Origin of the sequence: Vibrio crassostreae (assembly GCF_024347415.1) — a bacterium.
GTDB lineage: Bacteria > Pseudomonadota > Gammaproteobacteria > Enterobacterales > Vibrionaceae > Vibrio > Vibrio crassostreae.
The window spans coordinates 1,660,431-1,680,374 of the sequence record NZ_AP025477.1 but is presented as its reverse complement, the minus strand read 5'-3'; the positions used below and the strand labels follow the sequence as shown (position 1 = coordinate 1,680,374).

Genomic DNA, 19,944 nt, shown 5'->3' with positions numbered 1-19,944 from the left:
ATGAAGAAAATCGCCATTATTGGTTCAGGCATCTCTGGACTCACTTGCGCGCACATATTAGATAAGCACCACGACGTAACGGTATTCGAAAAGAACGATTATGTTGGGGGTCACACCGCGACCGTTGATATTGAACATCAAGGCTCGGCGTTTTCGATAGATACAGGTTTCATCGTATTCAACGATCGAACCTACCCGAATTTCAATCAGCTTCTAGAACAACTCGGGGTCGAAAGGCAACCTACCGAGATGAGCTTCAGCGTCCACAACACTACTACTAAGTTTGAATACAACGGCCACAGCATTAATTCGTTGTTCGCTCAGAGGAGTAACATCTTCAAACCTCAGTTCTGGTCTTTGGTTTCTGACATTCTCAAGTTCAACAAACTGTGCAAGGCTCAGTTTGAAAGCAATGAATTCACACCAGACGTTACCCTTGGCCGTTTCTTGCGTGAAAACCATTTTTCTGACTTCTTTAGTCAGCACTACATTTTGCCGATGGGCGCGGCGATTTGGTCGACAAGCTTAGAGGAAATGGAAGAGTTTGAGCTGAAGTTCTTCATCCAGTTTTTCTACAACCACGGGCTACTCGATATTGCGAACCGTCCACAATGGTATGTGATTCCAAAAGGTTCACGCTCTTACGTTGAAATTATCCTTTCACGTTTGAGTAAGCCTGTTACATTGAATACATCGATTAAACAAGTCACTCGCCAAGAACCGGGCGTCACTGTTGAATTTGAAGATGGCAGCACGCAAAACTTCGACGAAGTAATCTTTGCCTGTCACTCAGACCAAGCCTTACGTCTGCTTGGTGATGCGACAGAACAAGAGCAACAGGTACTGGGCGAGATCCCTTACAGTCGCAATGAAGTGGTTCTGCACACCGATACTCGCTTATTACCAGACAGAAAACTGGCTTGGGCAAGCTGGAACTACATGTTAGATGGCGACAGTAAACGACCTGCCTGTGTGACTTACAACATGAACATTCTGCAAGGCATCGAAAGCCAAGACACCTTCTGCGTCACCTTGAATCAGAGCGAAGCCATCGACCCAAAGAAAATCATTCGCAGCTTTGTTTATCATCACCCGGTACTTAATTCGAACACGGTTGAAGCTCAGCACAAACGCGAGCAGATTTGTGGCAAAAACCAGACTCACTTTGCTGGTGCTTATTGGTATAACGGGTTCCATGAAGACGGTGTCCACAGTGCACTCGATGTGACCAAACGCTTCGGTTTGGATTTGAGTACGAGTTCAGTGCTATGAACAGTCAAACCCTGACACCCGAGATGGGGATCGCATCTGAAAAGAGTGAAGAGCTCAGCGGTATCTATTGGGGCAACGTCAGACATCGCCGCTTTGGCAACATCACACATGAGTTCAGCTATCAGCTGTATATGATGGGGCTCGATCTTGACGAACTGCCCCAAACCACATCGCGCAGTGCGCTGTTCGGCACTCGATGGTATAACCCGATTCGCTTTGTAGAATCGGATTATCTCACTGAAAAAAAACAAAATGTCACTACGAATGAACCAAAATCACTTAAGCAACGTATAGCTTCCAAAGTGCAACAACTTGGTGGGGTTTGGTCTGATTCAAACCGTGTGACGATGCTGGCTCAGTGCCGCTGCTTAGGCATCTATTTCAGCCCAATCAACTGTTTCTTCTGCTATGACGAAACTGGAGATTGTAAATACATGTTGGCAGAAGTGAGTAACACGCCTTGGCGAGAAAGACACTACTATCTGATCGACATGCACCAAGAGTTGAAGGTAGAAAAAGAGTTTCACGTTTCGCCGTTCATGGATTTGAACATGACTTATTTTTGGAAGATTAAGCCACCAGCGAAACGCACGTTAGTTCACATCGAAAGCCGCCGAGACAACAAGCTTTTCGATGCGACACTGGCCCTGACCAAACAGTCAGTAACCAAGACAAACATTAGACGGACGGTGTTCAAGATTCCGGCGATGACGATAAAAGTCGTGATGGGAATTTATTATCAGGCTCTCAAATTATTCCTGAAAAAAGTACCGTTTGTGGCGCATCCAGACTCAACGTCTTAAGCGCACATGAAAGAACTCAATTAAAGCTTGGGTTTGTTCCAACCAAGGAGCAAAACTCAGCTTAGTTGGCACAAAATATTAGAATGAGTTATCAGCGAGGTTTACATGGAACAGCTTGCCAAACAAAACAACAATATTGAACAACAAGCTAAAGCCGTTGCTGTTTCAAGCAACTGTAAATATCGAGCTTTAATTTTCAAGGTTTTAGAAAGCCTACAATTCGCGACGCTTGAGATCATTGAGCGCGACCAGCATTCAGTATTTGGTGATCGAGAAGCCGAACTGAAAGGTCGAATCGTGATTCATGATGCGACCTTTTTTAGAGATGTCGTTATCAACGGTAGCATTGGGGCATCTGAAGCCTATATCGATGGCAAATGGACCAGTCCAAATCTGACGCGTGTGATTCAAATCATGGCTCGTAACCAAGCCCAATTGGATGAACTTGATGACAAGACACAGTGGATTTCTCGCATCAAAAACCTCTTGCTGCGTCGTAAGAATGCCAACACCGAACAAGGCTCCAAGCGCAACATTCTCGCCCACTACGATATTGGCAACGAGCTGTATGAGCGCTTCTTAGATAGCTCGATGCAGTACTCTTCCGCTATCTACAGCGAAGATGCACAAACCCTATCCAAAGCTCAACAGAACAAAATGAAAACCATTTGTGAGCGATTAGAGTTGTCTGAGAAGGATAGCGTGGTTGAGATAGGCACAGGTTGGGGCGGCTTAGCCATCTTTATGGCGCAGCACTACGGTTGTCATGTCACCACAACCACAATATCAGATGCCCAACACGCACTTGCGGAACAGAGAGTCAAAGCACTTGGTTTAACCGACAAAATCACCCTGCTTAAAGAGGATTATCGCAACCTTACAGGAGAGTATGACAAGTTGGTCTCTATCGAGATGATAGAAGCGGTCGGCCATGAATATCTACAAACCTTCTTTGAAAAATGTTCGTCGCTACTCAAGCCCTCAGGCAAGATGCTGATTCAAGCAATTACGATTGCTGACAGCCGTTACGATAAATACCGTAAGGGCGTTGACTTTATTCAGAAGTACATCTTCCCCGGCGGTTGTTTACCTTCGGTTTCAGTGATGACCCAACACCTTGCGACTAGTACAGATCTTGTGATTCAAGAAATTGACGACATTGGCCTGCACTATGCTCGAACGCTTAACGACTGGAATATCGCCTTTGAGAATAGCTGGGAAGAACTAGAGTCTCTCGGCTATTCAGAAGAGTTTAAGCGCTTATGGATCTTCTACTTCTGTTACTGTGAAGGTGCATTCAAAGAGCGAGTGATCAGCACTCACCATTTAATCGCAAGAAAACCTCGTTACTTTGGAGCAAAAGATGAAACGGTTTTGGATTATTAATCTCGTACTGTTTCAAGCGACCTGGGTTTGCAGTGCCTTCTTTACCGCGCAAGCCCCGTTCGTCACACCACTGATTGTAGTGGTTCATTTCCTCCTATCACCGACTCGCAGTAGCGATCTTAAGATACTCATCTTATTACCATTAGGGCTATTACTTGATAGCCTCTTCTTTCACTTCGGCGTGTTTGCCGTCGACTCTGCAATTGCTAATCAATCGTGGTTTCCAGTGTGGCTTGTTTGCCTGTGGATCATGTTCTTAATCAGTTTTAACCACAGCCTAAATTGGCTTTTAAAATGCTCAAAAGTGATCTTGTTTGTCATAGGGTTCGTAGCAGGTACTAGTAGTTATTGGGGAGGCATCAAAGCAGGCGCCCTCCTGACTACTTGGCCAGATGCATCGGTAGTTGCTGCCCTTGCAATAAGTTGGGGGATTTTGTTGCCCTTACTGGTGGCCGCCTACTCCAACTTAGTACAACCTAAAATGGCAATATCGAGGTGACTTATGGCTTATCAACGCAATCCGACACAAACGTTCAAACCTGAGAACGATATGGTTCGCGCTCATCAGCAAGCAAAAAACACACTTCTAAGCTTTATCACTCTCTCGTTAATTTTTGCTGCGCTGTTATTTTCCGGAAACACTAAAGCCTCTGCGGTCGATGACTTAAATAAACGTGGCCAAGGCGAAATGAGTTACCTATTTTGGACACTCTACTCTGCTGAATTTTATGCCACACCAACCAACTCAGAACGCGCACTGAAACTCGAGTATTACCGCGCTATCGACAGCAAAGACTTAGTCGATGCAACCGAAGATCAATGGAACAAGCTTGGTTACTCAAATAACAGTATTCAGCGTTGGTTGAAACCGTTATACGCGATGTGGCCGAACGTAGAAGCAGGAAGCACTCTCACCATACGTGTCGCTGAAGATAATGTCAGCCGCTTCTACTTTGATGAGCAACCTATCGGAGTAATCCAAGACAAACAATTTGGCGAAGCGTTTCTGGCGATTTGGTTATCTGAGAACACATCCGAACCCGGCCTACGTAAACAACTTTTAGGTTTAAACAAATGAATCCAAAAACAACAATAATAAAATTCGCTCTGGCACTTTTTTCACTCACTTGGCTGGCAGGTTGTGGTTCTGCAAGTTTAGAGGACCATGTCGACACTACGCCAGAGCTAAAGCTTGAAACCTTTTTTAATGGCGAGCTAATGGCCTACGGCATGGTGCTCGACCGCTCTGGTAACCTACTGCGACGCTTCGATGCCAAACTGATCGCGACTTGGGACGGTGACAACGGAGAGATAAAAGAGTGGTTCTCTTTTGCTGATGGCGAACGCTCAACTCGCGTTTGGAATCTGATAAAAACGGGCGAAAACACCTATTCTGGGACCGCCAACGATGTCGTTGGAACCGCTTATGGGGAGACTCAAGGTTCTGCTCTATATTGGAAATACGACTTAGAAATAGAAGTCGACGGCAGCACCTATGAAGTGGTGCTCGATGATTGGATGTTCTTGATGGACGACAAACGCTTGTTCAACAAGACTGAGATGTCCAAGTTTGGCTTTAAAGTCGGAGAAGTCATCTTATACATAGAGAAGATATGATTTAACTGTCATTTCTGATTCTGACCTTCGCCACTGCTGCACGCAGCCCACAATGAAATTTGTGGGCTGTTTTGTTTGTTCCCGCGAATTGCATACCTGCAAGCTCAAGCCTCTGTGCTAAGATGCGCCACCAGCACACAAATGGGCTAGACTCATACTCAGTAGTTCCTGTTTGTTTCGCTAAGCGTAGATTCCCTACCATGAATAATTGAAAAGGCTTTAAAGCATGAGCAAGTTGACCTCAGCGGAGCGTAAAGCTCGCGACAATGAACGTTTCTCACAACGCGTAAACGACCGCAGAGAAAAAGGTGAAGACGTAGTTGCTTACGCACTGACCAACAAAAAAGCTGTAAAATTCCTGACTAAGTCAGAGAAGAAACGTTTCAACGAAACGAGAGCAACGCTTCAAGAAGAGAAGCGAGTAAAAGAACAAGAAGAGCTTAACCGTATCGAGGACGCGTTCACGATCAAACAGTTCGACGACGAATAATCACTTATGATTACTCAAAGCGCTGGCTCCATGCCGGCGCTTTTACTTGTTAGTTCTGTTACTTTTTAGCGGTGTTATTTCTGACCAAACAAGTCGATCCTTAACGGCTTTCTCCACACTCTTATTTCAGCCCTACCATTCAACCTATCACCCAAGCTGTCGATTAACTTTAGCCATAGATCTCAGAAAATCTTAGCCTAGCCCCTTACTATCTCGAATCAACTCTACAAATTTAAGACAGTATGATTTTAATTACCGGATCAAGCAGCGGTTTAGGCGCAGCTCTCGCGAAACAATATGCTAACGACGCTCAGCGTGTAGCCATTACAGGTCGCAACGCACAACGTTTAGCTGAAGTGGCTCAAAACCTACCAGCGAATACTATTAGCCAAGCGAGTGACCTCTGTAACCCACACTCAGTGAGCGAGTTATTGGATGTGTTACCTGAAATGCCTAAGCTGGTGATCCACAGTGCTGGCAGTGGGTACTTCGGTAAGATTGAACAGCAAGACCCGGCTACCATCAGCGACATGCTGAAGAACAATATCGACTCTTCTATCTTTTTGATTCGCGAGCTTGTTCAGCGTTATAAGGATCAACCTGTCACCATTGCTGTGGTGATGTCGACTGCGGCCCAAGGCGCTAAGGCAGAAGAGTCCACCTATTGCGCTGCCAAGTGGGCCGTAAAAGGCTTTATCGAATCAGTAAGATTAGAGCTAAAAGGTCACCCGATGAAAATCGTGGCGGTTTATCCTGGAGGAATGGCGACCGAGTTTTGGAATACAAGCGGCAAAGACATGGATACCTCAAGCTTTATGACTGCTCAAGAAGCCGCTCAAATGCTGCAACAGGCGTTAACCAGCACTGAGCATGGCTTCGTATCGGACATCACGATAAACCGCGGCTAGTGCTTAGACAGAGCGCCAAGGAAATAGAGTCGCGAGACAATTATTTGTGAGGGTGAGCATGAAAGTGTGCGACAATGCTCGGCGTAAATTCATATTCAAGGTTTATTATGAAACTTCTAGTTCGTAACCTATCGCGCTCTACTTCTGAGCAAGACATCCGAGTGCTATTTTCTGAGTTTGGCTCAGTAAAAGAGTGCAGCCTAGTTTTAGACCAAGAAACTGGCGACTCAAAAGGCTTTGCTTTTGTTGAAATGCCAGAGCACGAAGAAGCTAAAACGGCACTAAACAAGCTGAACATGACTAAGCTTGGCAAAAACACGATTCGTGTAAAAGTGGCTAACTCTTAATCGAGTCAATGCTTCATAAGCCACATGGCTTAGCTTAACGGCAGCACCGATGATAAAGCCCGTAACGATATTCCGCTGAAAAACGTAATATCGTTACGGGCTTTTTGCTGCTCCCGATTATCTTTTCACAACATGACCGGTTTACTTAAGTCTCGTGTTTATAACCCTTCATGTTCATCAATCGCACGCCTTGCTTCTGCCATTGAACATCCAGATTCCATCACCAGCTGAGCGACAGTCATCGAGGGTGTTGCTGCTAACAGCGATGCCAAACACACCACAGGTTTAGGCAGTACTTTGTCTATCGCAACCGCAATCCAACCGTCTTTTTCATGGGTGAGCAGGGTTTTAAATTCAATGAGTTGATGTTCTTGAGCCACTAATAACCAATTGCGTGAACGACGAATTCGCTTCAACTGGCATCCACACTCAGTCGCATTCGCCATTACTTGGCTTTTATCACTCACACGATGTACAAAACTATTCAGTGGAACGCTAAACATAACTCTCTGCCAATCAATCTCTATCAATCATTGAAGCACTATGGACTTGCAAAATCGGCACTTCAATCACAACTCAATAAAACCATGAGTAGAATTACACAGACACAAAAAAACCGCCAGTCATGCGCTATGCAGACTCGCGGTTATTTTATTCTAATCGAACTTTAAAGCTGTGCCGTTACACGCTCTGATTCTAATGCTTGTTGTGTACTATTGGATTTAACAGCAGCTTTTAGCATTTCCTTTATCGCAACAATTTAAGTCCACCACAGAGCCTCGCTTAAAGCCATCAATCGCATCGGCCAACGCAGTAAATGATTGCTCAATATTGTCACGCGAAGTAGCGATGTTCATTCGCATAAAATGATAACTTTCAGCGCCAAACCAGCCGCCCGGCGTTAACCCCATTTTAGCCCGCTCAAACACCACGTTCTTTAGCTCTTCTTCCGAGAAACCTAACTCAGAAAAATCAAACCACACTTGGTAAGTGCCTTGCGGTTGGAATACTTTTAACTGAGGAATTCGCTGCTCTGCAAATTCGGTAATCCACTTAACTGTGTCTTGCAGATACGCCAACATACCATCTAACCACTCTTCACCCTTTTCGAAGGCCGCCACGGTTGCAAACGTGCTGAACGCGTTGCCATGGTCAAGGTACATCGCCGCTACATTGGCTTTGAACGCTTCAAATAGCTCATCATTATTGGTATAGACATAACCATTTGAGATACTGTGCATGCCGAAGGTTTTCGCCGGAGATCCAATCAAAGAGATGACTTTATCGTAATCAAAGCTGGTCAAGCTCGTAAAAGCGTGACCTTCGAAGATAATGTCTGAGTGGATTTCATCGCTGATGATCAGCACATCGTGACGCTTGGCGATCTCAATGACTTGTTCAATTTCTTGCTGCGTCCACACACGACCCGTTGGGTTGTGAGGATTACAGAAAATCATCGTTTTTACTTTGTGTTCGATGATCTGTTGTTCCATGACGTCGAAATCAATGCGGTAACCTTGCTCATCATTAATAAGGGGACTCTTCACGACCTTGCGGTTAGCCTTTTTCACCAAGTTAGAAAACTGGTGATACGCCGGCGTATGGATAAGCACACCATCACCTTCATTAGTAAACTGACGCAGTAACAACGCGATACCAGAAAGCACACCCGGCACCTGAACGAACTTATCAGCCGAAAGGTTCAAACCATAACGCTTTGAGTACCATTGAGAAAGGGCCTCAAACACCGCTTGCTCATGAAACTCATAAGAGTACACACCACGCTCAACCAAACGATTAAGCTCTTGAGTGATCGGTTCCGCTACCTGAAAATCCATATCGGCAACCCAGTATGGGAATACATCTGTGGTGTTATAAATGTTCTGTAGCATCTGCGGTTTGCTTTTGATAAACGCATTCTCACCGTAGTTAGATGTACTCTTAAACGCTGTCATGGAGGAGCCCTCAATAGGTTGTTCGGTCTTTTTTGCAATCAACTAGACTGCATGAATACCCTTAAGACGATGGCAAAATCAAAAAGACGAAACTTTTAGAAAATAATCTGAACAATACAAATTAATCTCATATCTCTACCTTTATCTCCGTCTTGACCGAATTAGCGATAAAGCAATTCTTGTGTGCTAAGTGGTGCAGCTTGTCGAGTTGAGCACGGGTAGGAACCTTGCTACCAATAAACACAATCTCAGGGCGCAGTATCACTGTAGTTACGGATGAACGACCTGACTCATCTTCCTCAAGCACACCAATCGCATCATCCACATAAGAGTCGATCACGTACTTCTGCTTAGCCGCAATGCCCAAAAAAGTCAGCATGTGGCAGCTAGAAAGTGCCGCGATAAATGCTTCTTCTGGATCAACATTCGCTTCAACCGACAGCGGTAGTGGCACAACATGAGGAGAAGACGAAGCAGGTACAGTAACACCACCATCGAATTCCCATGTGTGGCCACGGCTGTATTGATTGTCGCTAAAGGCTTCATCTTCCGCTTTTTGCCAGCGAATGACCGCACCATATTCAGACATAAACATTTCCTTTTTAATGCTCAATAAATTAACGGTCAGCAGGGTGATTAACACCGTCGTTGGTGACCACATCGCCAATATCAAAAGGGTTTACCCCTTCCAAACAGCCAATGTTAAATCCATATTCATTTGGGCTTGAACGGCGCTGATGATGTGTATAAATACCGCAGTTCGAACAGAAATAATGCTTCGCAGTATTGGTGTTGAATTGATAAAGCTTGAGATGCTCCTCACCTTTCACGATCTTGATCCCATCAAGCGCGACAGAGCCGACTATCGCGCCTTTACGACGACAGATAGAACAATCACATCGACGCGGTTTTTCTATTCCGTTAGGTAAACTGAGCTCAAGTTCCACCGCACCGCAATGGCAGGTTGCCTTGTGAAAAGGTTCGATGACCGTATCTCCGACGACTTTCATTTTTCTCTCCAATCACATCCTTATGTTGGTCGTATCATAACCAGTTCAATGCCCTCTGTCCGTAGCCGGGTGTTGAGTTCGAGATATCTGTCATGCGCTGCTTCTCGGCTAATCTAACTTCACTTTTCAACCAAATCGCCAAAGCGTTCAAACAGAAAATCAAGAAACAACCGAATACGCTTAGGTTGATACTTCTTGCTGATGTACACCACATTTAAGTCGGCACTCGATACAGAGGTCGAGGTATTGAAGTTTTTCATATAGCCGTTGAGCAGGGTAACAAGGCGTTGGTTATTGATGTCATCTTGCACATCGAGTACCGACTTCAACGCAATTCCTTCTCCTTGCAATGCCCAGTATCGAATCACTTCGCCATCGTCTGAAAATCGCTTCGGCACAACCGTCACAGCCTTCTTCATATCATGATCTTGAAAGTGCCATGTTTTAAGTTCTTCATTACTGCGTAGCATAGCCAAACAGTCATGTTCAACCAAATCTTGTGGCTTGATCGGCGTGCCGTGTTTGGCGAGATATTCTGGTGAAGCGCACAGCACGCGTCGGCTTGGTGATAAGCGTCTAGAGATCAAACTACTATCAACCAATTCGCCGTAGCGGATCACGATGTCCATGCCTGATTCGGCGATATTCGATAGGTTATCGTTCAAATACAGATAGGGAATAACGTCTGGATACTGCTGACAAAATTCCGACAGAATAGGAAGGATGTACTGCTTTCCGATGTCTTTAGGTGCCGCAATCTTTAGTGGGCCTTTAACCTCTTTGACGCCATTTTGAATCAGGTTTTCGGCTTCGCTAACGTTATCCAATATCTCCAAACACGCCTTGTGATATAGCTCGCCTGAATCAGTCAAAGACACATGTCGAGTACTTCGATTCAACAGCTTCACACCATATCGCTCTTCCAGTGCCTGCAGTCTTGCCGTCATGGTCGCAGGTGATAAGCCTAGCTCTCGCCCTGCTGCTGCCAACCCTTGGTGCTTCACGATACTGACGAACATCGCCATGTCTGAAAACTTATCCATGCTATTCGTGCTCTCGCTTTATTGTTCATTTAAACCGAATAATGAATTTATATTTTACCCAATTATCAAATTTAGTCGAACAAATATAATGACAACCATCAGCAGAACACGCAGGAATTCAGACCATGAACAACACACTAGCGAACCAAGAAAAGAGCACTTTCGTCATCATTGGTGGCACATCAGGCATCGGCAAAGCACTAGCAATGCAATTGAGAAACGACAACAGCACAGTGCACATTGCCAGTCGACACACAGGTGTTGATATCAGCAATGAAAAGTCGATTTGCGAATACTTCGAATCCATTGGTCCCTTCGATCATTTAGTCGTGACAGCGGGCTCATCCGCTCCGGCAGGAAAAGTGACAGATGTTGCTCTTGAAGATGCAAAAACGGCATTTGATACCAAGTTTTGGGGCAGCCTAAACGTAGCTAAGCATGCTGCGCGTTACATGACACCCAACGGTTCTATCACACTCACCACAGGCATGTTGTCACGCAAGGTTGTCGCTGGCACTTATGTAAAAACCGCCATCAACGCCGCACTTGAAAGCGTAACTAAGGTGCTTGCGAAAGAACTCGCACCAATTCGAGTGAACGCCGTAAGCCCGGGCTTAACCATGACAACAGCCTACAAAAACATGGACGACACAGCTCGCTCAGCCATGTACGACAACGCCAAAAACAACTTACCCGCAGGCAAGGTTGGCGAAGCTTCAGAAATCGCGATGGGTTACCTGTTCGTGATTAATAACCCATACGTGACTGGCTCAATCATCGACATCGATGGTGGTGCACTGCTCGGCTAAAACACTTAGCAAAGACACAAAGAACAATCGTTAGGACGTGTATCTAAACGTCCTAACAAACAAGAATTTACATAGGTAACTCATCATGAAACAAGAAAAGATTCCATTCCAAGTTTGGATACTGACACTCGCTGCTTTTGCGATTGGTACGGCTGAATTTGTTATCGCAGGCATTCTTCCACAAATTGCGACCTCCCTTTCGATCACAGAAGGCCAAGCTGGCTATCTAATCAGTGCGTATGCATTAGCTATCGTTATCGGCGGCCCGATCTTAACCATCTACCTTGCCCGATTTAATAAAAAGATGGTGCTGATTGGTTTAATGGCGCTGTTCATTATTGGCAATGTCTTGTCGGCACTCGCACCAAGCTACCCATTGCTACTCGCGAGCCGCGTAATTGCAGGCTTAGTGCAAGGACCTTTCTATGGCATAGGAGCGGTTGTTGCAACCAACTTAGTATCGGAAAAAATGGCAGGTCGCGCCGTTGGTCAAATGTTCGCAGGCTTAACGCTCGCTAACGTTCTTGGCGTTCCGGCAGGTACATGGGTGAGCTTGCAATTCGGTTGGCACACCACCTTCTTTACCGTTGCGGCACTTGGCACAGTTGCGATGATTTCAATCTTAACGTCAATCAAATCAACAGGTCATAGCGAAGCGAAAGACATCAAAACTCAGCTTATGGCGTTCAAAAATCCAATGCTGCTTATCAGCTTGGCGATCACCGCTTTTGCTTGGTCTGGCTTTATGACGCTCTACGGCTACCTAGCACCTATCGCTATGCACATCACGGGTTACGGCCAAGAATCGGTCACTTGGATCTTAGTGATAGTAGGTGTCGGCTTAATTATAGGTAACACATTGGGTGGTCGCTCTTCAGATAAAGACCTAGGCAAAGCTTCCATGTTTTGGGCAGTCGCAATGATCGTGTCATTGGTTGTGGTGGGCCTAGTGGTAGACAACAAAACCCTATTCGTTGCAGCTGCATTTGTCTTTGGTATTGCATCATTTGCGAACGTTCCTGCCATGCAACTTCGAGTGATGAACCACGGTGGCGAAGGCCAAGAGTTAGCAGCAACTGCGAATATCTCAGCATTCAACTTAGCCAATGCCTTTGGTGGATTCCTTGGCGGAATGGTACTCGACAGCCAACTAGGCGCAGGAATGATTCCGTTCGCAGCCGTTGTTGTCCCTGTCATTGGCTTGCTACTTATCGCTAAAGCCAACCGAGCTGACAAGCCTCAGAGCAACTCTATTTTCAGCCCAGCAGAAAGCAAATAACGCGACTTATAGACCTAATACAAAACTAAAAACACTGAATTAAAACAAGGTAGATACCATGAACAAATTATTCGAAACATCAGAGCTCAAAGGCCTAGAACTGCAAAACCGTGTCGTTATGGCACCCATGACTCGCGCTCGTACTAGTCAACCTGGAAACGTGCCAAACGATATGATGGCAACCTATTACCAGCAACGCGCCAGTGCAGGTTTAATCATCACCGAAGCCACACAAATATCCGACGACTCTCAAGGCTACTCATTCACACCCGGCGTTTATACCGATGCACAAATCGAAGGTTGGAAATCAGTAACCACAGCCGCGAAAGAACAAGGTGCCGCAATATTCTGCCAGTTATGGCATGTCGGCCGTGTGTCTCACCCTACCTTTCAAAAAGGCAAGTTGCCAATTGCACCGTCAGCTTTGGCGCCAATAGAAACTCAAGTATGGATTTCCAATGAGAATGGTAACGGCAACATGGTGGATTGCATCCAGCCAAGAGAGATGACCCAAGAAGACATCGATCGCGTCATTCAAGATTTTGCTAATTCAGCGAAGAAAGCCATTGAAGCAGGCTTTAATGGTGTCGAGATCCACGGAGGCAATGGCTACCTCATTGATCAGTTTTTAAGAACGAACTCGAACAAACGTACCGACAACTACGGCGGAAGCCGTGAGAACCGACTTCGCTTTCTAATTGAAGTAGTTGATGCAGTGATTGATGCGATTGGCGCGGACAAAGTGGGCGTACGTTTAGCCCCATTCATCACCTTCAAAGACATGAACTGCCCAGACATTGTGCCAACAATTTTGGAGGCCTCAAAAGCACTGCAAGCGCGTGATATCGCTTACCTGCATCTATCAGAAGCCGATTGGGATGATGCACCTGTTATCCCTGAAAGCTTCCGAGTAGAACTAAGAGAGTTATTCTCTAACACAATCATCGTCGCAGGCAGTTACACACCACAACGCGCCGAAGAAGTACTAAGCAAAGGCTACGCGGATCTTGTCGCATTTGGTCGCCCATTCGTGGCCAACCCAGACCTCGTGTCACGCCTAAAAAACGGCAGCAAACTATCAGAACTCGACGGCGCGACCTTGTTCGGCGGCAACGAAAAAGGCTACACCGATTATCCAGCTTTGTAATGATAAAGCATTAAACAAACACCAAGCCTGCTGAGTCCAGCAGGCTTGTCTCTCTAGAAACGTGACCGAGCCGAGACCTTTCCACACCCAAGAATCCACTTGCATATTTTCACTTAAACCACTGTTATATTTAAACTTTAAATATAATTTAAACTACAAAAGTATCAATAATAATTCCAATTCAAACGGATAAATGAGGACTCTCCATTGTTCAATGTAGGACAGGTTTACAATCGACGTGCAGAGATACACGGTCATTACAAAGGTCAACAATACGGTGGTATCGCTACGCCGGCTGCTCACCCATATGTATTTATCTTCACTAGCGATGCGGGCGAAGAGTTTGGCTACTCTGATGGTTTTAGTGCAGACGGCACTTTCCGATATACAGGAGAAGGGCAAGAAGGTGACATGAAAATGGTTAAAGGAAACTTGGCCATCTTTGAGCACCAAAACAACCTCAAAGAGATTCTCTTATTTGAATCTGTCTCAACTGGTTTTGTTAGATTCGTCGGTGTTTGTAACTACATCTGTCATCACATCGAGCAACGCCCCGACAAGAACGGCCAACTCCGTGATGCGATAGTTTTCCATTTAGATATCGTCCCGCAAAGTATTGGAGATACAATTCAAACTCCAAAAATGTCATACCTTACTAAGCCAACTAAAAGTAAATCATTAAAGCAATTACGAGACATCGCTTTAGCTTCGACGCCACTTAAAACTGACACCAAAGAACAACTCACACATGTAAAATATCGTAGTGAAGCCATTAAACTTTACGCGAAAAAGAGAGCAGATGGTATCTGTGAAGGTTGTGAAGTGCCTTCGCCTTTTGAGACCAAGTCAGGTCCTTACCTAGAAGTACATCACCTGACACGGTTGGCGGATGGTGGTGCAGATTGTCCTGAAAACGTGATTGCACTCTGTCCGACTTGCCATCGTAAAGCGCACTACTCAGTGGAAGCTGCAGATTTCAATGCGAAACTCATCGAGAAAGCACTAAAGATTGAAGAGCAATTGTTGTAAACATTTCCTACAGGCAAAAGAAAGGCTCGCATGACTAGTGCGAGCCTTATGCAGTTTAGGGGGTAAACCACAATCTGATATTAATTAGGGGTAATTATTTAACTTATGAGCCATTATGCACTTGTGCGCATTGATATTCTATTTTTAAATGATTCACTGCAATTAATCAATCGATAAAAGTTAGCGTTTGGTCAATTTAAACCACATAGATAACAGTGATTTAGTGAGTGACGTCTAGAAAATCATCATAAAACCCATAAAAATCAGATCTATAAGCTTCTCATTTGCCAATAGCCTTCACCATTAGTCGCGAGTTGGCTGTGTAAATAATCGAGCGTATCTGCGACCGTTCCCGCAATGCCTTGTGGTGGGTTGAACAACAGCAAACCACTGCCGATCAGGCGATCATCACCCTTGGGATCTCGAAGACGAAGCTCCGACTTAATCGGACTTGGTAGCAAGCCATCTTTCACCGCTGTCACGCAGTGGTTCAGAATCAGTGAACTCTTATCATCCGTGTAAAGCGGATACCAAATCAGGGCCGATACCTTATCAGACTGCTGATACGCCTTAACTAAGGCATCAATTACTTCAAGGTATTCAGAATCGGTTTCATAGGGCGGGTCGATAACAATTAAGTGATGATTATCGTGTTTAGCTACATCATCAGGCAGCGCTTTGAGCCCATCGCCAGCGGTAATGGTGAGCTTACTTGAGACATCGAGATCGCGTTGCAACTTCTCAATGTTAGTTTGTAATAGGTCAGCTTCGTCTTGCTGAATGTCTGAAAAATAGAAGCTATCTTGGCTGCGGCCTTGTTGATAGGTGATGGCCGCAGAACCCGGATAAAGAGAGATATGTTGATTCGGATTGTAGTATTCCAGAACCGACATAAATGAAGCAAATGCCGGAGGAAGATAAGCCTTGTTTCGCCACAAGTACCCGACCCCTTCAGCAAACTCACCCGCGTGATTACTTGGAGCTGTAGTGAGGTCATAACACCCTGTACCAGAGTGCGTGTCGATAACATTGAGGCGTGAATGCTGCTGCATTAATGACTGAACCAGTGCACTCAATACTGGATGCTTCAGTGCATCACCATGGTCGCCTACATGACATTGATGTCGATATTCCATTCCCTTGCCTCATTTCTACGAACGTCATCTAAACATACTTCATATCATGAGGGCTTGCCTGCTCAATCCATCGTTTTTTGAAATAGGCTCTCTTTTCTGTAACTGTTTGACTCTTATAAAAAATAAAGCCCCTCGTTTTGTTATAAACGAAGGGCTTATTGACGTTACTGACTAAATCGTACTGTTAACCAATAGATAACCTAAGGGTACTCGCCCTCAACTTCTACTGGCGCTTTCACTTGGTAGTGACAAGGCTGTAGGCCAAGTAGCTTAGGCAGTGTGATACCGACAGACACTGAAGACCACGTACCGCTGACAATACCTACGACTAAGGCAATCGCAAAACCTTGCAGCGCCGCACCACCAAGTAGCCAAAGCGCTGATACGGTGATAAGCGTTGTACCTGAAGTCACCATGGTGCGTGAGAAGGTCGCTTTAACCGATTCGTTAAGTAGGTTATCAGTGTCACCGTTTGGATTACCACGCAGCATTTCACGAACACGGTCGGCAATGATGATCGAGTCATTCAATGAGTAACCCAAAATCGCCAACACGGCAGCCAATACAGTCAGGTTGAACTCAAACTGAGTAAAAGCGAACAGGCCCAAGATAAGCGTCACGTCATAGATGATCGCGGCAAGTGCGCCGAGTGCCAAGCGCCATTCAAAACGTACACTCAGGTACAGCATGATCATTAGGAAGCACACCAATACCGCCAAGCCACCTTGGTCAACCATGTCTTGACCTACCTGAGGGCCAACCACGCTGCTGTTGAGCACTTTTACTTGATCACTTACAGAAGACAAAGCATCCACTAAGTTTGGCTGTGGCGCGTCTGTCAGTTGGCTGTAACGAATTGTCCAGCGATCCTGTTCTGCCATACCAACCACTTGCACATCTTGTTGGAAAGCCGTATCAAGTTTGGTTTTCAGCGCATCTTTGGTTACTTGATCAGAGAGCTGAACCTCGGCAACCACACCGCCGGTAAAGTCCAAGCCCCAGTTAAAACCTTTCACTGCCACCAGCATCACAGAGCTCATGAACAGCACAATGGAAATCACAGACATCACCTTACGAAGGCGAGTCATATTACTATTTGAAAAATAGCGGTCTGAAATAGTCATTTTTGAAGTACTCATGCTTAAATCCTTACATCGTGGCGCTGGTCACGCCCCCAAACCAAGTTGATGATCGCTCGTGAAGCAAAAATGCCCGTAAACATACTGGTTAGAAGACCTAAGCCCAGTGTCAGAGCGAAGCCCTGAATCGGTCCATTACCAATAGTGTACAGAGCCACAGCAACGATCATGGTGGTGACGTTAGCATCGAAAATTGAAGAGAAGGCGCTATCGAAACCACGATCGATAGAGCTAGCAAAGCTGCGCCCTTCTTTCATTTTGTCTCGAATACGCTCGAAGATAAGCACGTTAGTGTCTACCGCCATACCGACGGTCAGTACCAAGCCCGCAATACCCGGCAGAGTTAATACCGCACCCGGGAGCATCGCAATCAAACCGAATAGTGTGGTCATGTTGACGACCAATGCAGCGTTCGCAACCCAACCAAGGCGGCGATACCATAGCGCCATAAACGTTAGAGTAAGACCAAGGCCAAGCGCTAAAGCAGCAAAACCATTCGTTACGTTTTCAGCACCCAGAGATGGGCCAATAGTACGCTCTTCAATGATGGTAACAGGCGCTGTTAATGAACCTGCACGTAGCAGTAGAGCAAGCTCTTGTGCTTCTGCCATGCTGCCTGCACCTGTGATTCTGAAGCGGCTACCCAGTTGAGATTGGATGTTCGCCACACTGATCACTTCACTGGTTTTTTCGCTGTTACCCGCTCTGTCACGGCTGTATTCGCTGTAAACGGTCGCCATTGGCTTGCCGATGTTATGGCGAGAAAACTCAGACATTTTCTTACCACCAGAAGAATCCAGCGTAATGTTTACTTCTGCACTGCCCATCTCACCAATGCCACTGCGTGCATCGATAATGTGTTCACCGCTTAATACCGCTTTGCGAGCAACCACGACACGATTACCATCTGAATCTTTCAGAGTTTGAGTATTGCGCGTTGCGTTGTCGTACACAGAGTAGAACGCAAGCGAAGCCGTAGCACCGATCACGTCTTTCGCGGCTGCAGGGTCTTGCACACCCGGAAGTTCGATACGGATACGGCTTTCACCTTGGCGTTGAATCGATGCCTCAGTGATGCCTAGCTCTTCAATACGGCTGCGCATGATTTGCAGGTTTTGTTGAACCGTTAGATTACGTAGCGTTCTTTGCTCTTCTTCAGACTGAGTTAACGTTAGCGATTTATCTGAACGGTCACGCTGCCATTGTGGGAACTCTTCACGAATCAGTTTTTGTGCTTTCTCGAAATCGGCATCAGTACGGAAGTTAAATTCAACTTGATTGTTCACCACTTTACCGCGTGCATAACGCACTTCGCTGGTGATCTCGTCGACCATCGCTTGAGCTTGCGCGTGATAAACCGGCTCCATATCCACTTCCAATAAGAACTGCACACCACCACGCAAATCAAGGCCTAACTGAATCGGCGCAAAACCCATGTCAGTTAGCCATTTAGGTGCTGCTGGTTCCATCGCTAACGCAACGGTCGCGTTATCCAATAGGCGCTCATTCAGCACCTCTTTGGCTTTCGCTTGTTGTTCAGCGTCTTCTAAGATCACGACTAAACGTTTGTCTTTTTGAAAGGCTGATTTGGCTTGAATACCCTCGCTCGCAAGGTATTGAGTAATTTGAGTGGCGTCGATTGTCTGTTCAGAACGATTGCTGATTTGAACCGATGCATTCTCACCAAACCAAGAAGGTAGAGCACTCAGAATCATGATGATAATGGTGGCAATAAGCACCACGTATTTCCACTTTGAGTAGTGGTTAATTTGTTTTCTTGGAATGCGTTTTTTCACAGTCAAGATCTCTTATTTTTACCAATCATCGTAAACACGTGCTCAAAAATAGCGCCGGAAAAAAGCAGTGGCCGAGCATTTTAACCCGCTAGGGTGACCTGTTATTTACTACGATTGGTACAACTAATGTTTTGCGAACACGAGCGATGACTAGCCATAACCAGAACCAACTGATTGAGTAGTAATGCTAAAAATGGTGTGTCGCTATATTTGATTAATGGGCGAGTTCAACGGGCACAAAGTGACCACCGATACGACCAATTTAGGGTCAAACGATTAGCTAAGAAGTTCTCGGAAATGCGAGTATTGGATGTTGCCCTCTTTCCACCCAGAGAGCCGGGAAGACGGAGAACTCACAATACTGGTCCAATGCTGCTTAGAATCCAACAACGGTGTGTTGAAAAGCAGAGAAGCCAGTATTGAAGGGGGAGAGAAGTCGATCAGTAGATGATAAGCAGGCTCAAGATCGGCCACGCTTTCTTGCTCGTTACTGAGCATACGTCTGAAGTTTGCTGCTTGGAGGCTCGACTCGGTGTCGTGATAGTTGGAACTGTCACCAGAAGGCACGCTGCCAAACTGAGCCTTATCGCATTCTAAGTAGCTCGACGGATTATCCGTAGCGGCTTGTTTACAAAGATCATTCTGTGAAGATTGCTCTTGCGCCGAGTATATTTGAAACGGCTTAGAAGGAAACGAATAGCCGTTAGAATTCACTAAGCCAAAGCTCAGTAAAAACAACATTAAGACTAATCGGGTACCCAGTTTAAGCAATCTAATA

Annotated in this window: 22 protein-coding genes; 13 read left to right on the top strand and 9 right to left on the bottom strand. The window is 45.6% G+C overall.

The features are described from left to right. From OC193_RS23165 to OC193_RS23125, 9 genes are all read left to right on the top strand, one after another. On the top strand, positions 1-1,272 hold the full coding sequence (locus tag OC193_RS23165; protein ID WP_048660593.1) for an NAD(P)/FAD-dependent oxidoreductase: 1,272 nt from the start codon (positions 1-3) through the stop codon (positions 1,270-1,272). After that, positions 1,269-2,075 (top strand): DUF1365 domain-containing protein, encoded by an 807-nt coding sequence (locus OC193_RS23160; protein WP_048663950.1) that lies wholly within the window; start codon positions 1,269-1,271, stop codon positions 2,073-2,075. Before OC193_RS23165 ends, OC193_RS23160 begins: the two co-directional genes overlap by 4 nt. Positions 2,076-2,180: 105 nt before the next feature. Next, positions 2,181-3,461, top strand: a complete 1,281-nt coding sequence (locus OC193_RS23155; protein WP_048663951.1) for an SAM-dependent methyltransferase — start codon at positions 2,181-2,183, stop codon at positions 3,459-3,461. Further along, the gene (locus tag OC193_RS23150; RefSeq protein ID WP_048663953.1) at positions 3,439-3,960 is read left to right on the top strand and encodes a DUF2878 domain-containing protein; all 522 of its coding nucleotides are present in this window, start codon (positions 3,439-3,441) and stop codon (positions 3,958-3,960) included. Before OC193_RS23155 ends, OC193_RS23150 begins: the two co-directional genes overlap by 23 nt. A gap of 3 nt (positions 3,961-3,963) precedes the next feature. Next, positions 3,964-4,539: a chalcone isomerase family protein gene (locus OC193_RS23145; protein ID WP_048663955.1), complete on the top strand. Its 576-nt coding sequence runs from the start codon at positions 3,964-3,966 to the stop codon at positions 4,537-4,539. After that, positions 4,536-5,078 (top strand): DUF3833 domain-containing protein, encoded by a 543-nt coding sequence (locus OC193_RS23140; protein WP_048663956.1) that lies wholly within the window; start codon positions 4,536-4,538, stop codon positions 5,076-5,078. The genes OC193_RS23145 and OC193_RS23140 overlap by 4 nt, the downstream gene beginning before the upstream one ends. A gap of 226 nt (positions 5,079-5,304) precedes the next feature. After that, a complete protein-coding gene (locus OC193_RS23135) occupies positions 5,305-5,568 on the top strand; it encodes a hypothetical protein (RefSeq protein ID WP_017061275.1) in 264 nt (87 codons plus the stop codon). A gap of 242 nt (positions 5,569-5,810) precedes the next feature. Then, positions 5,811-6,476, top strand: coding sequence for an SDR family NAD(P)-dependent oxidoreductase (locus OC193_RS23130; protein WP_048663957.1), 666 nt, complete (start codon positions 5,811-5,813; stop codon positions 6,474-6,476). Between the two features lie 107 nt (positions 6,477-6,583). Further along, complete coding sequence (locus tag OC193_RS23125; RefSeq protein ID WP_048663958.1) at positions 6,584-6,823, top strand: RNA recognition motif domain-containing protein; 240 nt, start codon at positions 6,584-6,586, stop codon at positions 6,821-6,823. Positions 6,824-6,981: 158 nt separating this feature from the next. Here the strand turns inward: OC193_RS23125 and OC193_RS23120 are convergent, their stop codons facing one another. The 5 genes from OC193_RS23120 to OC193_RS23100 form a co-directional block, all read right to left on the bottom strand. Continuing rightward, positions 6,982-7,326 (bottom strand): ribosome recycling factor family protein, encoded by a 345-nt coding sequence (locus tag OC193_RS23120; RefSeq protein ID WP_048660583.1) that lies wholly within the window; start codon positions 7,324-7,326, stop codon positions 6,982-6,984. 219 nt (positions 7,327-7,545) lie between these two features. Beyond that, positions 7,546-8,778 (bottom strand): MalY/PatB family protein, encoded by a 1,233-nt coding sequence (locus tag OC193_RS23115; protein ID WP_048663959.1) that lies wholly within the window; start codon positions 8,776-8,778, stop codon positions 7,546-7,548. A 127-nt stretch (positions 8,779-8,905) separates the two neighbouring features. After that, positions 8,906-9,367 carry an OsmC family protein gene (locus tag OC193_RS23110; RefSeq protein WP_048663960.1) on the bottom strand — a complete coding sequence of 154 codons (462 nt, stop codon included), beginning with the start codon at positions 9,365-9,367 and terminating at the stop codon, positions 8,906-8,908. 28 nt (positions 9,368-9,395) lie between these two features. Next, the gene (locus tag OC193_RS23105) at positions 9,396-9,788 is read right to left on the bottom strand and encodes a GFA family protein (RefSeq protein ID WP_048663961.1); all 393 of its coding nucleotides are present in this window, start codon (positions 9,786-9,788) and stop codon (positions 9,396-9,398) included. 119 nt (positions 9,789-9,907) lie between these two features. Beyond that, the gene (locus tag OC193_RS23100; RefSeq protein ID WP_048663962.1) at positions 9,908-10,831 is read right to left on the bottom strand and encodes a LysR family transcriptional regulator; all 924 of its coding nucleotides are present in this window, start codon (positions 10,829-10,831) and stop codon (positions 9,908-9,910) included. 125 nt (positions 10,832-10,956) lie between these two features. Here OC193_RS23100 and OC193_RS23095 point away from each other — a divergent pair, with 125 nt between their 5' ends. From OC193_RS23095 to OC193_RS23080, 4 genes are all read left to right on the top strand, one after another. After that, positions 10,957-11,640 carry an SDR family oxidoreductase gene (locus OC193_RS23095; protein ID WP_048660578.1) on the top strand — a complete coding sequence of 228 codons (684 nt, stop codon included), beginning with the start codon at positions 10,957-10,959 and terminating at the stop codon, positions 11,638-11,640. 85 nt (positions 11,641-11,725) lie between these two features. Continuing rightward, entirely contained in the window at positions 11,726-12,919 is a 1,194-nt protein-coding gene (locus tag OC193_RS23090) for an MFS transporter (protein WP_048660577.1), read from the top strand. Positions 12,920-12,977: 58 nt separating this feature from the next. Further along, positions 12,978-14,066: an alkene reductase gene (locus OC193_RS23085; RefSeq protein WP_048663963.1), complete on the top strand. Its 1,089-nt coding sequence runs from the start codon at positions 12,978-12,980 to the stop codon at positions 14,064-14,066. Positions 14,067-14,273: 207 nt separating this feature from the next. Beyond that, a complete protein-coding gene (locus OC193_RS23080) occupies positions 14,274-15,095 on the top strand; it encodes an HNH endonuclease (RefSeq protein WP_048660575.1) in 822 nt (273 codons plus the stop codon). A gap of 269 nt (positions 15,096-15,364) precedes the next feature. Here OC193_RS23080 and rlmJ read toward each other — a convergent pair whose 3' ends face one another. The 4 genes from rlmJ to OC193_RS23060 form a co-directional block, all read right to left on the bottom strand. After that, positions 15,365-16,231 (bottom strand): 23S rRNA (adenine(2030)-N(6))-methyltransferase RlmJ, encoded by an 867-nt coding sequence (gene rlmJ / locus OC193_RS23075; RefSeq protein ID WP_048660574.1) that lies wholly within the window; start codon positions 16,229-16,231, stop codon positions 15,365-15,367. A gap of 200 nt (positions 16,232-16,431) precedes the next feature. Continuing rightward, positions 16,432-17,370, bottom strand: a complete 939-nt coding sequence (gene secF, locus OC193_RS23070) for a protein translocase subunit SecF (RefSeq protein ID WP_004732672.1) — start codon at positions 17,368-17,370, stop codon at positions 16,432-16,434. Positions 17,371-17,372: 2 nt separating this feature from the next. After that, entirely contained in the window at positions 17,373-19,172 is a 1,800-nt protein-coding gene (gene secD / locus OC193_RS23065; RefSeq protein ID WP_080967405.1) for a protein translocase subunit SecD, read from the bottom strand. Between the two features lie 270 nt (positions 19,173-19,442). Then, positions 19,443-19,907 carry a hypothetical protein gene (locus OC193_RS23060; RefSeq protein WP_048660665.1) on the bottom strand — a complete coding sequence of 155 codons (465 nt, stop codon included), beginning with the start codon at positions 19,905-19,907 and terminating at the stop codon, positions 19,443-19,445. Positions 19,908-19,944: the final 37 nt, after the last annotated feature.

What these genes read in the sequence shown, in the direction of transcription:
- OC193_RS23165 (WP_048660593.1), top strand. Translation starts at nt 1, where the DNA reads ATGAAGAAAATCGCCATTATTGGTTCAGGCATCTCTGGACTCACTTGC.
- OC193_RS23160 (WP_048663950.1), top strand. Translation starts at nt 1,269, where the DNA reads ATGAACAGTCAAACCCTGACACCCGAGATGGGGATCGCATCTGAAAAG.
- OC193_RS23155 (WP_048663951.1), top strand. Translation starts at nt 2,181, where the DNA reads ATGGAACAGCTTGCCAAACAAAACAACAATATTGAACAACAAGCTAAA.
- OC193_RS23150 (WP_048663953.1), top strand. Translation starts at nt 3,439, where the DNA reads ATGAAACGGTTTTGGATTATTAATCTCGTACTGTTTCAAGCGACCTGG.
- OC193_RS23145 (WP_048663955.1), top strand. Translation starts at nt 3,964, where the DNA reads ATGGCTTATCAACGCAATCCGACACAAACGTTCAAACCTGAGAACGAT.
- OC193_RS23140 (WP_048663956.1), top strand. Translation starts at nt 4,536, where the DNA reads ATGAATCCAAAAACAACAATAATAAAATTCGCTCTGGCACTTTTTTCA.
- OC193_RS23135 (WP_017061275.1), top strand. Translation starts at nt 5,305, where the DNA reads ATGAGCAAGTTGACCTCAGCGGAGCGTAAAGCTCGCGACAATGAACGT.
- OC193_RS23130 (WP_048663957.1), top strand. Translation starts at nt 5,811, where the DNA reads ATGATTTTAATTACCGGATCAAGCAGCGGTTTAGGCGCAGCTCTCGCG.
- OC193_RS23125 (WP_048663958.1), top strand. Translation starts at nt 6,584, where the DNA reads ATGAAACTTCTAGTTCGTAACCTATCGCGCTCTACTTCTGAGCAAGAC.
- OC193_RS23120 (WP_048660583.1), bottom strand. Translation starts at nt 7,326, where the DNA reads ATGTTTAGCGTTCCACTGAATAGTTTTGTACATCGTGTGAGTGATAAA.
- OC193_RS23115 (WP_048663959.1), bottom strand. Translation starts at nt 8,778, where the DNA reads ATGACAGCGTTTAAGAGTACATCTAACTACGGTGAGAATGCGTTTATC.
- OC193_RS23110 (WP_048663960.1), bottom strand. Translation starts at nt 9,367, where the DNA reads ATGTCTGAATATGGTGCGGTCATTCGCTGGCAAAAAGCGGAAGATGAA.
- OC193_RS23105 (WP_048663961.1), bottom strand. Translation starts at nt 9,788, where the DNA reads ATGAAAGTCGTCGGAGATACGGTCATCGAACCTTTTCACAAGGCAACC.
- OC193_RS23100 (WP_048663962.1), bottom strand. Translation starts at nt 10,831, where the DNA reads ATGGATAAGTTTTCAGACATGGCGATGTTCGTCAGTATCGTGAAGCAC.
- OC193_RS23095 (WP_048660578.1), top strand. Translation starts at nt 10,957, where the DNA reads ATGAACAACACACTAGCGAACCAAGAAAAGAGCACTTTCGTCATCATT.
- OC193_RS23090 (WP_048660577.1), top strand. Translation starts at nt 11,726, where the DNA reads ATGAAACAAGAAAAGATTCCATTCCAAGTTTGGATACTGACACTCGCT.
- OC193_RS23085 (WP_048663963.1), top strand. Translation starts at nt 12,978, where the DNA reads ATGAACAAATTATTCGAAACATCAGAGCTCAAAGGCCTAGAACTGCAA.
- rlmJ (WP_048660574.1), bottom strand. Translation starts at nt 16,231, where the DNA reads ATGGAATATCGACATCAATGTCATGTAGGCGACCATGGTGATGCACTG.
- secF (WP_004732672.1), bottom strand. Translation starts at nt 17,370, where the DNA reads ATGAGTACTTCAAAAATGACTATTTCAGACCGCTATTTTTCAAATAGT.
- OC193_RS23060 (WP_048660665.1), bottom strand. Translation starts at nt 19,907, where the DNA reads ATGTTGTTTTTACTGAGCTTTGGCTTAGTGAATTCTAACGGCTATTCG.